Origin of the sequence: Siphonobacter sp. BAB-5385 (assembly GCF_002261125.1) — a bacterium.
Lineage (GTDB): Bacteria > Bacteroidota > Bacteroidia > Cytophagales > Spirosomataceae > Siphonobacter.
The window spans coordinates 1-12,317 of sequence record NZ_NMPS01000146.1; the positions used below are offsets into that span (position 1 = coordinate 1).

General features: G+C 52.2%; 10 protein-coding genes. 3 read left to right on the plus strand and 7 right to left on the minus strand.

Annotated elements, in window-relative coordinates; translation table 11 throughout:
- Positions 1-398: 398 nt before the first annotated feature.
- Both BWI93_RS13785 and eat read right to left on the minus strand, forming a co-directional pair.
- Entirely contained in the window at positions 399-1,778 is a 1,380-nt protein-coding gene (locus BWI93_RS13785; RefSeq protein WP_094812242.1) for an ethanolamine ammonia-lyase subunit EutB, read from the minus strand.
- A 23-nt stretch (positions 1,779-1,801) separates the two neighbouring features.
- Positions 1,802-3,097: an ethanolamine permease gene (gene eat, locus BWI93_RS13790; RefSeq protein WP_094812244.1), complete on the minus strand. Its 1,296-nt coding sequence runs from the start codon at positions 3,095-3,097 to the stop codon at positions 1,802-1,804.
- 269 nt (positions 3,098-3,366) lie between these two features.
- On the opposite strand from eat, the gene BWI93_RS13795 reads away from it, so the two are divergent.
- Genes BWI93_RS13795 through BWI93_RS13805 form a run of 3 tightly spaced genes read left to right on the plus strand, consistent with a single transcriptional unit; the run spans position 3,367 to position 6,479 of the window.
- On the plus strand, positions 3,367-4,038 hold the full coding sequence (locus BWI93_RS13795; protein ID WP_094812246.1) for an HAD-IA family hydrolase: 672 nt from the start codon (positions 3,367-3,369) through the stop codon (positions 4,036-4,038).
- 10 nt (positions 4,039-4,048) lie between these two features.
- Entirely contained in the window at positions 4,049-5,344 is a 1,296-nt protein-coding gene (locus BWI93_RS13800) for a DUF5690 family protein (RefSeq protein ID WP_094812248.1), read from the plus strand.
- Positions 5,337-6,479: a TIGR03364 family FAD-dependent oxidoreductase gene (locus tag BWI93_RS13805; protein WP_094812250.1), complete on the plus strand. Its 1,143-nt coding sequence runs from the start codon at positions 5,337-5,339 to the stop codon at positions 6,477-6,479. Before BWI93_RS13800 ends, BWI93_RS13805 begins: the two co-directional genes overlap by 8 nt.
- A 155-nt stretch (positions 6,480-6,634) precedes the next feature.
- On the opposite strand, the gene BWI93_RS13810 is transcribed toward BWI93_RS13805, so the two are convergent.
- The 5 genes from BWI93_RS13810 to BWI93_RS28845 all read right to left on the minus strand — a co-directional run bounded on the left by BWI93_RS13810 (position 6,635) and on the right by BWI93_RS28845 (position 12,167).
- A complete protein-coding gene (locus BWI93_RS13810) occupies positions 6,635-7,186 on the minus strand; it encodes a helix-turn-helix transcriptional regulator (protein WP_255157864.1) in 552 nt (183 codons plus the stop codon).
- Positions 7,187-7,335: 149 nt separating this feature from the next.
- Positions 7,336-7,560, minus strand: a complete 225-nt coding sequence (locus BWI93_RS28835; protein WP_255157865.1) for a SusD/RagB family nutrient-binding outer membrane lipoprotein — start codon at positions 7,558-7,560, stop codon at positions 7,336-7,338.
- Positions 7,561-7,583: 23 nt separating this feature from the next.
- Complete coding sequence (locus BWI93_RS13815; RefSeq protein WP_255157866.1) at positions 7,584-8,897, minus strand: SusD/RagB family nutrient-binding outer membrane lipoprotein; 1,314 nt, start codon at positions 8,895-8,897, stop codon at positions 7,584-7,586.
- Between the two features lie 22 nt (positions 8,898-8,919).
- Positions 8,920-10,740 (minus strand): hypothetical protein, encoded by a 1,821-nt coding sequence (locus tag BWI93_RS28840; protein WP_255157867.1) that lies wholly within the window; start codon positions 10,738-10,740, stop codon positions 8,920-8,922.
- A complete protein-coding gene (locus tag BWI93_RS28845; protein ID WP_255157868.1) occupies positions 10,740-12,167 on the minus strand; it encodes a carboxypeptidase-like regulatory domain-containing protein in 1,428 nt (475 codons plus the stop codon). The genes BWI93_RS28840 and BWI93_RS28845 overlap by 1 nt, the downstream gene beginning before the upstream one ends.
- Positions 12,168-12,317: the final 150 nt, after the last annotated feature.

Consider the following 12,317-nt stretch of genomic DNA (forward strand, 5'->3'; position numbering starts at 1 on the left):
GAGCCACCATGGAATGGTAGGCGGCTTGAGCCCGGCATGGAATGCGATAGGACGGGGCCTGGGTTTATGCCGTCCACTATACTAACTCGCCAATAACTCACAACAATCAACTAACAACTGCCAACTAATAGCTTGAATAAATTACCGTTAGAAGAAAAAAAACCTTCCCGCCCGTAAGCTATTCCAAAGGGGCAACTGAACGACCTACGATAGCCGCAACGCGATGGCCCTGAGCAGGCGATCGCCGCCATAGGATGGCCCCCATGGAATGGTCAGGCGTGGAGAGATCCAGCCTGGAAGGCTCAGGGGCTAGCGAACAGCCAGTAAGGAGGACCGCACTACGTCTAGGTGAATAACGAGGTCTCTATACTCTGAAACATAAGATACACTTACTCTCTTCAAGATGACTTCATCAACAGCTCATACATCCGTTCAGAAATTCCTTTTTTCAGGCGTCCTGTATCCAGAATTCCCTGCCGCAGCAGCCACGCTTCGAATTCGGGAGCGGGCCGGAGTCCCAGCGTCCGGCGGAGGTACAGGGCATCGTGAAAGGACGTAGACTGGTAATTCAGCATAATATCGTCAGCACCGGGTACCCCCATGATGAAATTCACGCCCGCCACACCGAGCAGCGTCAACAGTGTGTCCATATCGTCCTGATCCGCCTGAGCGTGGTTGGTGTAGCAGATGTCCATACCCATGGGTAAACCCAACAGTTTCCCGCAAAAATGGTCTTCGAGTCCGGCTCGTATAATCTGTTTGCCGTCAAAGAGGTACTCCGGACCGATGAATCCGACCACGGAATTTACCATAAAAGGTTTAAAATGACGGGCCACTGCATAGGCACGGGCTTCGCAGGTTTGCTGATCCACGCCGTGGTGACTTTGGGAAGACAATGCACTGCCCTGACCCGTTTCGAAATACATAACATTCGTACCGACCGTACCCCGATTCAGCGACAGTCCCGCCTCGTAAGCTTCCTGCAAAAGACCCAGCGAAATCCCAAAACTGGCATTCGCCTGCTCGGTACCGGCAATGGATTGGAAAATCAAATCTACCGGAATGCCCTGCTGAATGAGTTCCAGCGTCGTTGTCACGTGACTCAGTACGCAGCTTTGGGCGGGCATTTCGAACCGCTCGCGTAGGCCATCGAGCATGTACAGCAAGCGGGAAACTGTAGTCGGACTATCCGTAGCCGGATTAATGCCGATGACCGCATCGCCACTGCCGTAGAGTAATCCATCGATGATGCTGGCGGCAATGCCATTGGCGTCGTCGGTGGGGTGATTGGGCTGTAAGCGTACGGATAAATGGCCTTTTAAACCCAGCGTATTCCGAAATCGCGTAATGACTTCGCATTTCTGAGCCACCAGAATCAAATCCTGATTTCGCATCAGTTTGGATACTGCGGCCACCATTTCGGGCGTCAGAGCCGGGGAAATCTCCTGGAGTTGTAGCGTGTCAGCATCATCGCTTAGTAGCCAGTCGCGTAAATCACCCACGGTAAAATGATGAATACGACCAAAAACCTCCGCCGGATGCGTATCCACTATCAGCCGCGTCACTTCATCCCGTTCGTACGGAACTACCGCTTCGTTCAGAAAAGTCGGCAAGGGTACCTCGGCCAGGGCCATCTGAGCGGCAATGCGTTCTTCATAGCTTTCAGCCGCCAGTCCCGCCAGCTGGTCACCCGACCGGAGCGGACTTGCCTTGGCCAGCAGTTCCCGCAGGGAAGGGAACCGGTACGTAAATCCTCGAATGGTACAATAGTAGCTCATAGGAAAATCGTGGTTTCATTCAGTTAAAGGGCTTTCGTCCGGTTTTGACGCAGGCGGAAGCCGTAGCCCAGTAATAAAACCAGCAGTCCGCCAAAAAACAGCAGGGCCAGTGGCCAGTAAAAATACGCCATCGCGATCAAAGCCAGGGTAGCCAGACCCAGGGCAATTGCCGGGAAATACGGATAGACGGGAGCCCGAAACGGACGGTTCAGGCCGGGTTCGGTACGGCGAAGCTGAAACAGAGCCAGCATACTGATGATATAGACCACCACGGCTCCAATAGTCGAAAGAATGACAAGCTTACTGGTATCCAGCACCAGTAGAGCAGTCATCCCCAACGCAGCCCCCACGAGCAACGCGACGTACGGTACCCGCCGCCGGGAACTGACCAGTGCCAGAGAAGCGGGCAGGTATTCCTGACGGGCCAGGGCGAAGAGTTGTCGCGAATAACTAATGATGATGCCGTGAAAGGAAGCAATCAGCCCAAACAGGCCGACGCTGGCAAAAAGCTTCGTCAGGGGATTTTCCCGTCCCAGAATCAAGGCAATGGACTCGGGTAGTGGATAATCGATGGTACTCAGGTTTTCCCACTGCGTTACGCCGCCAATACTGATCATGACACCCAAGGCCAGCAGAGCCAGCGTTAGTAAGGCTGAAATATACCCTCGGGCTAGGGCCCGATTGGTATCTTTCACTTCTTCGGCCACCATGGCAATACCTTCCAGACAAACAAACAGCCAGATCGCGAAGGGTAAAGCCGCAAATACGCCCGCCCAGCCATACGGAAACGGACGATGCAGGAACGTTTGCAGGTCGAAATGCGGCAGTACGACCCCCAGAAACACCAATAGTTCGGCAATGGCGAGGAGCGTCATAATCAGCGAAAACCAAGCCGCTTCCTCAACCCCCAGCAAATTGATCCCCGTGAACAAAGCGTACGAAACCAGCGAGGCCGGAATGACGGCAATGCCGGGGTACAGAAAATGGACGTAACTACCTAAAGCCAGAGCAATGGCAGGCGTCGCGAACAAAAACTCGATCAGGGTAGCGTATCCGGCAATGATGGCTCCCCAGGGGCCAAAGGCTTTGAGAGCGTAGGCAAAAGGCCCACCGGCCTGCGGAATGGCCGTGGTGAGTTCGGTAAAGCTAAAAATGAAGGTGACGTACAGCAACGTAATGAGAAGCGTAGCCAGCAGCAGGCCCACTGTTCCGGCCACTCCCCAGCCGTAATTCCAGCCAAAGTATTCGCCCGAGATGACCAGTCCCACCCCAATGGCCCAGACGTGTACAGCCGTCAGAGCTTTCTTTAATTCTGCCATGTTCAATAGGATTAAGGGAAGAAAAGGGAAGATAGGTTTTTCTGGACAAAAGCGGAAGGGATTGGGCAAGGAATCCCTGAGTCGTTGCTCGATACGTAACCATTCAAAGGATCGGCAATACGTACGCTGGGCATCAGGGGCGGAAGTACGAAGCCAAATCCGTAATCAGACGGGTACGAAAACCAATCTTAATGATTCGGTAACAATTCCTTTGTTTACAAATAATAAACACTGTTTACTATTGTGTCCATAACCGAATCACTCTGAACATGGCAATCAAGTTAGTAGTATTTGATATGGCGGGCACGACCGTCTACGATGAAAACCACGTAAGTCAAGCCTTACAACAGGCCTTGCAGAAACACGGCTTTTCGTTTTCGCTGGAAACCATTAATCCCCTGATGGGTTACAAAAAGCCCCTGGCGATCCGGATGCTGCTGACCGAAGCAGGAGCTGAGATTACAGATACGCTGATCGATCAGATTCACGAAGATTTTGTGCGGGACATGCTAACCTTTTACCAGACGTCGGCCGACCTGCGGGCCCTGCCCGACGTCGAAGAAACCTTCGTCAGACTTCGGAAGGCTGGTATCAAAGTGGGTTTGGATACGGGCTTTTCCCGAAATATTGCCGAAGTGATTGTGCAGCGTCTCGCCTGGCAGGATGCCATTGATCACCTCGTAGCTAGCGACGAAGTTGCCAATGGCCGTCCGTACCCGGACATGATTTACCAGACCATGCAAACCCTGGGCATCACGCAAACCGAAGAAGTAGCCAAAGTCGGCGATACGGAAGTCGATATGAACGAGGGCCGTAATGCGGGTTGCCGGTACGTCATTGGCGTGACGACGGGGACGTTTACGCGGGAGGAACTTCTCCAGTACGAGCCCACCCATACGGTTGATTCGGTGGCTGAGGTGGTAGACATTGTTCTGGCCTGATACTCCTGGTATGACTGCCCTATCGCGTAAGCGGGTAACCCCTTCCTGGCTGGTTTCACTGGTGGCCGGACTAGCCGCCTTTGGGACGTACAGCTGCATGTACGCTTTCCGGAAAGCTTTCACGGCGGGTACTTACAGCACGTTACAACTGGGTCCGCTGGATTATAAAGTCTGGTTGATTCTGGCTCAGATGCTGGGGTACACGTTGAGTAAATTTTACGGAATCCGGTTTCTGGCCCAACGCCGGCCTCAGCAACGCATACCTACTCTGATTGCGTTGCTGAGTATGGCCGGGCTGGCCTTGCTGGGTTTTGCCCTGTGCCCCGTGCCGTACAACATCGTATTTCTGTTTTTGAACGGACTGCCCCTGGGCATGATCTGGGGTCTGGTTTTCTCTTTTCTGGAAGGCCGACGGCATACGGAACTGATGGGAGCTGTTATGGCAATCAGTTTGATTTTTGCTTCGGGACTGGTGAAAACGGTGGGACTACTACTCATTCGCTGGGGAGGCGTATCGGAATTCTGGATGCCCTTTCTGACTGGACTAGTCTTCAGTGTACCGCTGGCGGGATGTCTTTACGTATTGTCGCAGATTCCGGCCCCGAGTGCCGAAGACAAGCGTCTGCGGACCGAGCGGCGACCCATGAACCGGGCCCAACGCCGTTTGTTCATCCGGCAATTCCTACCCGGTATTGTGCTGACGGTTCTGGTCTACACGCTGCTTACGGTGGCTCGGGACATCCGTGACAATTTTGAAGTAGAAATCTGGCAACGACTCGGTTACGGCAATCAGCCCGGTATTTATACCCAGGTAGACGGCCCCGTGGCCTTGAGCGTACTGCTGTTGCTGAGCTTGCTGATTCTGGTTCGAAATAACCTGAAAGCCTTTTCCCTCATCCATCTGCTGATCATCGGGGCTTGTCTCTTGATGGGTTTTGCTACCCTGGCCTACAACGCCGGACAGCTAAGCGGACTCCATTGGATGGCCCTGAGTGGGCTGGGTCTGTACCTGGCGTATGTGCCCTACAACGCTATTTTCTTCGAACGGATGCTGGCCACGTTTCGGGAAAAGGGCAATGTCGCCTTTGTGATGTCGCTGGCTGATTCCTTCGGGTATCTGGGCAGCGTGGGCGTGCTTTGCCTGAAAGAATTCAGCCAGGAGGGCCTGTCCTGGGGCCAGTTTTACAACCAGATTTTACTTTTCGTAGCCTTGAGCGGAGCCGTACTAGCTCTGGCTTCGCTCTACTATTTCCGTAAAAAACATTCGATACCTTCCGTTTCTTATCCAGCACTGGTTCATGACTAAATCTGCAATTATAATTGGAGCCGGCATCGTTGGTCTGGCTACCGCCCGGGCTCTGGCTCTTCGGGGTTATCAGGTAAGCGTTTTTGATCGCAGCGAACGGGCCGTCGGGGCTTCCATCCGCAATTTTGGTATGATCTGGCCCATTGGTCAACCCGAAGGTGCCTTGTACGAACGGGCACTCCGTTCGCGAAGCATCTGGACGGACGTACTGCAGCGGTCCGGTTGCTGGTACAGTCAGCAGGGAAGCCTGCACATGGCCTATCACGCGGACGAATGGACGGTATTGCAGGAATTCAAAGAAGCCAGTCAGCCGACCCGCCCGCTGGCCTTACTGTCGCCCGGTCAAACCCGCGAACGTTCGTCCGTCGTACAGCCTGCGGGACTGTTGGGTTCCTTATACTCCGCCGATGAAATGATTGTCGATCCCCGACAGGCAATGGGTATCATTCCATCCTATCTGGCCGAACAGTATGGCGTAACCTTTCACTGGAATACGGCGATCAGTCGGATTGAGTACCCAAATGTCTGGTCCGGCAAACGGCAATGGTCCGCCGACGAAATTTACGTGTGTAGCGGCATTGATTTCGAAACGCTGTACCCGGAAGCCTATGCCGAAGCCCCCATTACCAAGTGTAAGGTACAAATGCTGCGGCTCGAAGCCCAAAATGGTCACATCGGTCCTTCCCTGTGCGGGGGTTTATCCCTGATTCACTACAAGGGCTTTCTCAGTGCCCCTTCGTTGCCCCAGTTACTGGAACGTTACCAGCAGGAAAAAAAAGAGTATATGGACTGGGGCATTCACGTGATGGCTTCACAAAATGGGTTAGGCGAGATTACGGTAGGCGATTCGCATGAATACGGCCTGACGTTTGATCCCTTCGACCGGACGGCGGTCAATGCTTTGGTGCTCGACTATCTGCGTACCTTCACTACCTTCCCCTGCTATCAGATTCAGCAGACCTGGCACGGCATCTATCCCAAACATACGCAGGGTAAAACCGAGTGGGTCACCTCGCCCGAATCCGGAGTTACGGTGATCAACGGTCTGGGTGGAGCGGGCATGACACTTTCGTTTGGATTATGTGAAGCGGTGGTGGCCGGAACCTATCACCCCCTCGAAGTGGTGCATTCTTAATACATCAAATATAAAAAGACTCCCAGGCTATTGGCTTGGGAGTCCTTTCTTTTGAAGTACCAATACCTAGAAAAGCTACATTGGCTCGGCTAAGGGGTACTAACCAGCGAATCTCTTTTCGTACCTGAGTTACCGCTGATCAAAGAAGTACACAATCAGCATCTGGCAGGATTGCCGGCCAGTATTACGGGGCAGATGAGGCAGGCGGCCATCAAAAAACAGAGCATCTCCCGCTTCCAGGGATATGACTGCCCGTTGATGAGGTAGTCTACCTGGCCTTTCAAAATGTATTTCAGCTCAAAAGCTTCGGTTCTGACTTCTTCGCGTTGCGAATGCGGAGCCAGTTCCAGCAACACGACATCGACGGTCGAGGCGGCCATACTCCGGGTTAAAATGCGTTGGTACTGAAAACCGTGGGCATCTTCCTTTTCGAAGGCCTCGAAGGAATCTTTCTTCTGAACCAGCACGACCGGTTCGCTAAGCTTTAAATTCTCAAAAAAGTCTCCTACTTCACTATTCAGGGATTGAATGATCTGAAATAATACCGGCAGTGAAGGAATACTTCGGCCATTTTCGATCTGTGAAATCAGCCCTTTACTAACGCCTGCCCGATCGGCAAGCTCCTGTACCGTAAGGCGTTGACTGGTTCTTCGTTCTTTAATACGGCGGCTTACTTCTACTAAAAACGCTCCTTCCATAATCATCATTCAACTGGTAGACAGGGCCGAAGATAGGACTCAATTCCTAAGCTCGACTTCATTTTCTGGCTTTTCTGGAAAACCCCGGTCAAGCATTCCGTACTAACGTTTAAAAATAAACGGGGCCTGCCCCGTGTGGAGCAGGCCCCGAGATGGGCTTATTTCAACATCCAGAGTTCGTCTTTCACGTTATCCTGCGTGGCTGAACCAAACTGTCGTTGCAGAGCTTCGCGGTAATTGGTTTCGTTGTACAACCGATCCGAAACCGGATACTGCCAGCGACGGGGAATACCCCTTGTACCAATACCCGCTCCCTGGGTAGCGAAGTTGTCGGGATAGCCCGTTCGCCGCCAGTTGAAGAAAGGCTCAATACCCGAGGTCATGAACAGGGCCAGGTATTTCTGATTCAGAATCTGCTTGCGTCCTCAGTAGTGTTACCGGCATACTTCACCAGCGACTGGCCCAGGTACGCCGTCGGATCGAAGCTGATGGTAAAGGATTGCGACGTAGCTACGCCCGCATTCCGGATTTCAAAAACTACGGTGTTCGTTCCGTTTTTGATACCGAAGAAATCCATGTTGGCCAGAATACCTTTCTGGTAGTAATCGGCGGCATCACCCGTTGCCCAGCCCAGGTTAATGGCTTCGGCAATGTTGAACGATTGCTCGGAATAACCCAGAATAACCGTTGGTTCGGGCGTGTAACCTTTGTAATAGCGATTCCGGTTGATGAAGGAGTACTCGCCATTGTTGGCTCCCGTCGACATTACATCCAGACTCAGTGCCGGACTCGGAGCTACGAACGCCGCAAAATCCGTGGCCTTCACTCCTTTTTTGAGTTGAGCTTCGGCGGGTTCGGCAGTTACGAACAGACGCGGATCCTGGTACCGTTTCAGCAATTCCACGTGCGTCGCCGACATTTCCTGACGGGTCGCGTCGTTGCCGAAGTTATCCGGATTGACGGGGTATTTGTTGTAAACGGCGTTGTACACAAACTGCAGGTTATCCACATTACCCGTAAACAGGGGAAATTTCGTAGGATTAGCTACTACTTCGGCAAAGCGGGTTTTTACTTTTAAATCGGCATCATCGGTACGCTTACTCAGGTTAATCAGTACGCGAAGTTTAAACGCATTGACCACTTTCTGCCAGGAACTCAGGCTGTTGTTGAGGTAGATATCACCCTTCAGGGGTAGCGTAGCCTGACCAGCGGCCTGTAAACTCGCCAGATCCGTGTTGGCTTCGTCCAGCCAGGTCAGCACCTGTAGGTAAATGTCCTTCTGCGTATCGTAGCGAGGTGTAATGTTCGCTTCCCCCTGCAGAGCGTCTTTCAGGGGTACATCGCCTACCCGCTGGGTCATCCAGAACCAGAAGTACGCCCGGAAAAATTTACCTAGTGCAGCGTACGCATTTTTATCGGTCGAGAGGTTTTTCTTGGCCTCTTCTTCCATTTTCAGGACGTTTTTCAGCGTCGTGTACCGCAAATCCGATGTCGTCCAGTCGTATTCGTTGTTACCGTAATAGTTGTAATTGATGGTGTAGTACTGATTGTACCGGGCATCCTTGTTCCAGGTGCCTTCATACATATCCATCAGGATGTCCTTCAGTACCAGATCAGCCGGTACCTGGATGGGCAGGTTGGGATTTTTTTCGAGTTCTTCGAATTTCTGGCAGCTTCCCAGGCTCAGCAGCAGTACCAGACTATAGAGTATCTTTTTCATTGCGTGATTGCTAGGAAATCCGTTAAAAAATCAGGTTGATGTTTACCCCGTACCGACGCGTAGTGGGCGTTTGCAGGCTCGATCCCCGATCTGAGTAGCTAACAAACTGCTCGACATCAAGGTCCTTTTTCTCAGCCCAGTACAGCAGGTTACGACCCACGAACGAGATGCTGGCCGATTTTACAAAACCTAAACGACCCTGTAATACCTGACTCGGGATCTGATACCCGAATGTCACTTCGCGAAGCTTCACAAAGCTCCGGCTGATCATGTTGGCTTCGTTGGTGTTGTAGTAACGGCTGATCCAGTCCTGGAGGTAGGTTTTGTTGGCATCCGACATGGGTGAGAAACGCAGCGACTCGAAGTTGGTAATGTTTCCATCTACGTCGTACTGGATGTTTCCGTTGGTCAGTACCACTCCAGGACCTACCCAGGAAGCTATCCCTTTGTAATCCTGATAGCGGGCTTCACCCATCTTTCCCTGTACCGTTTCGATGTGACGACCGCCCCGGAACGTTTGTTTCTGGATGTAATCCTCGATTACGCCCCCTACGCGACCATCGACCTGTACGTTCAGGAAGAAATTGCGGTAGTTGAATTTGTTGATGAACCCGAAAGCAAAATCGGCATTGGTGTAACCCAGGAATTGATTCACGGGATTAACCACGGGCCGTCCGTTCGCATCATTGATGATTTGTCCCTCGCGGGTACGGGCAAAGGCCGATCCGTAATAGGCATCCAGACGATCGCCCACTTTGTAGAACTGGTTGAGTCGCGTTTGTGAACCGTAAATTTCTTTCAGGTACTCCTGAAACGTACTCCAGTTCAGCGTTACGTCCCAGTTCAGACCACGGGCACTTTTCAGGGCCGTACCCGTCAAGGCGATTTCCAGACCGCGTTTCTGCGATTTAATCCCGTTGGTGGTCAGGGAAGAATACCCCGTAGCTTCGGGCAGAGTCAGGCCAAAAATACGCGGACCATCGAGGTAGCTGAAGTACGCGACGTCCAGACCGATCCGGTTTTTGAGGAAGCGTACATCCAGACCCGCTTCAAAACTCGTCCGTGAAGAAGGTTTCAGGTTAGGATCCACCAGAGCGTTGGCATAACTGGCCGCGGCTTCGTTGTTGTAGGGACGACTGATCGTATAAGCAACCGTCGTTCCGTACGAAGGCCCCTCGTAGGGTGAAGCAAACGTCTGACCATAACCCAGCGGGTTACTACCATCCAGTGGAGAGAACGCCGTATACACATTCTGCTGCGTAAAGGCCTCTTTTACGTTGGCGTACGAAGCCCGCAATTTCACGAAAGAAATGGCCGCAGGAGTCCGAACATAATCCGATACTACCGTGCTTACCCCGGCTGACGGGTAGAAATATACGTTCTTGTCCGAGGGCAAGGTAGAGTTTTTATCCCAGCGACCCGTCGTCGAAAGCGTCGCGTAACGACCCAGGTTCACATCGACGCTGTACAGGGCACTCAGCACCTGCATACGGGAGTTAAAGCTGTTTGCCCGCGTGGGGTTCAGGGAGTTGTCGAAGGTATAAACGCCCGGCACACTCAGGTAATCCGTTGAAGCGTAGTTGCTGTTATACCGGAAAAAACGTCCCGAAAAACCACCCACAGCCCGCAGGCTGATGTCATGAGCAAAGGTTTTGTTATAGTTCAGCAATACGTCGGTATTGTTTTCCAATAAGGAACGGCGGTCTTCGCGGTAATCACCCTTCGCTTGCTCCCGTCCGTACGTGGTGGCTGAATACGGCATTTTTTCATTCCGGAACAATTCGTAACCTGTCACCTGCGTACGAGCCTGTAGTTCCAGGTTTTTCAGCAGATCGAATTTCATCAGGGCGTAGCATTGTACGTATTGTTGTAGTGCCCCCGTAACCATTCTTTCGCCACAAACCAGGGGTTGTTGTAGCGTTGGTATTCGGCGTAAATCTGCTGGATGCCCTCTTTGCCGGGCTGCCAGAGTTGCTTCATGTCATCGACATTCCAGTCAGCTCCCGCCCAAATCACGGTGTTATAAATCAGGGAGTTCGGACCGTAATTTACGTCCGGGTAATTGGCCGAAGCCTGACGACTGAAGTTAAAATTCGACTCAAAACGAACGCGGTCGGAAATGTTCTGACCCAGTGTTGCACTGAAGGTAGTACTGTTCAGACTGGTATTCGGCACCATACCTTTCTGGTACTGATTGGTGATCCCGAAACGTAAATCCGTTTTGCCGGAAGTTGCCGAAATGGCTACACTGTTGGTAGACAGGACGCCCGGACGCAGGAAACGCTTCAAGTTGTCTTTACCGCGAGCCACCCAGGGCGTAGGGATTCGCTTACCGGTTTGCGGATCGATGGGGCTGTCGTACTGGGCAATCAGCTGACCTTCGAATTTAGGTCCCCAGACGTCGTAATCGCCGTCGTTGAGTCCACCACCGCGACCATCGACGAAGGAATAGGTTCCTTTGTTTCCCGGACCGTACTCATCCTGTACTTTAGGAATGGCCAGAAAACCGTTTTCCGTCATCGTACTCGAATTGACTTCGACGGAAAAACCGCGTTTGTCTTTCGAGCCTTTTTTGGTAGTAATGATGATAACGCCGTTTGTCGCCCGTGATCCGTACAGGGCTGAACCCGAGGGGCCTTTAATCACGTCATAGGACTCAATATCATCGGGATTGATGTTGTAGGTATCGGATACAATGGGTACCCCGTCTACCACGAACAAAGGGCGGCCACCCCGCAGCAGTACCTGCGGAGCCCGCAGTAGTTCCGCACTGGCACCGATGTTCAGACCGGCCACTTTCCCCACCAGAGCGTTTACGGGGTTTGGTTCACGGGCCTTCACCAGATCCTGAGCTTTGATCGTTTGCGTAGCGTACGAAAGATCCCGTTTCGCTTTGGTAATCCCCAGCGAGGTAACGACTACTTCTTCCAGCAGTCGCTGATCAGCAACCAGTAATACATCGATTTGCGTCCGGTTGCCGATGGCTTCTTCCTGCGTGGTATGGCCTACAAACGTAAAGATCAGCGTTTCAGCACCCGCCGGAACCGTGAGACGATAGGTACCGTCGGCATTGGTGGTTGTACCCTGATTTGAATTTTTAACCCGTACGGCCACACCAGCCAGGGGCTGCTGGTCATCCTGGCCGCGTACGGTTCCGCTAAGCGTTCGGTCCTGAGCCTGGGAAGTCAGGGAAAAAAGTACCATCCATAAAGCGGTCAGCAACGAAAGATAACCCAATGATCGCTGCGGCTTCGGTAAAAGCTGTTTCATGAGGAGTTTGTTTGGAACGAATGTTCGGTAATCTCCCCGCAAAGGTCAGCGGCAGCTTTTAGCTAATGTTGAAGGCAGTATGAACGAATTATTACTATAAGTATTCAATTGTTAAGAATATGTAAACAAAGGCTTTAGCCAATAAATCTG

Bases quoted from the DNA above. Each gene is read 5' to 3' on its own strand.
- BWI93_RS28845 (WP_255157868.1), bottom strand. From the start codon at position 12,167: ATGAAACAGCTTTTACCGAAGCCGCAGCGATCATTGGGTTATCTTTCG.
- BWI93_RS13810 (WP_255157864.1), bottom strand. From the start codon at position 7,186: ATGATGATTATGGAAGGAGCGTTTTTAGTAGAAGTAAGCCGCCGTATT.
- BWI93_RS13800 (WP_094812248.1), top strand. From the start codon at position 4,049: ATGACTGCCCTATCGCGTAAGCGGGTAACCCCTTCCTGGCTGGTTTCA.
- BWI93_RS13815 (WP_255157866.1), bottom strand. From the start codon at position 8,897: ATGAAAAAGATACTCTATAGTCTGGTACTGCTGCTGAGCCTGGGAAGC.
- BWI93_RS13805 (WP_094812250.1), top strand. From the start codon at position 5,337: ATGACTAAATCTGCAATTATAATTGGAGCCGGCATCGTTGGTCTGGCT.
- BWI93_RS13785 (WP_094812242.1), bottom strand. From the start codon at position 1,778: ATGAGCTACTATTGTACCATTCGAGGATTTACGTACCGGTTCCCTTCC.
- eat (WP_094812244.1), bottom strand. From the start codon at position 3,097: ATGGCAGAATTAAAGAAAGCTCTGACGGCTGTACACGTCTGGGCCATT.
- BWI93_RS13795 (WP_094812246.1), top strand. From the start codon at position 3,367: ATGGCAATCAAGTTAGTAGTATTTGATATGGCGGGCACGACCGTCTAC.
- BWI93_RS28835 (WP_255157865.1), bottom strand. From the start codon at position 7,560: ATGACCTCGGGTATTGAGCCTTTCTTCAACTGGCGGCGAACGGGCTAT.
- BWI93_RS28840 (WP_255157867.1), bottom strand. From the start codon at position 10,740: ATGAAATTCGATCTGCTGAAAAACCTGGAACTACAGGCTCGTACGCAG.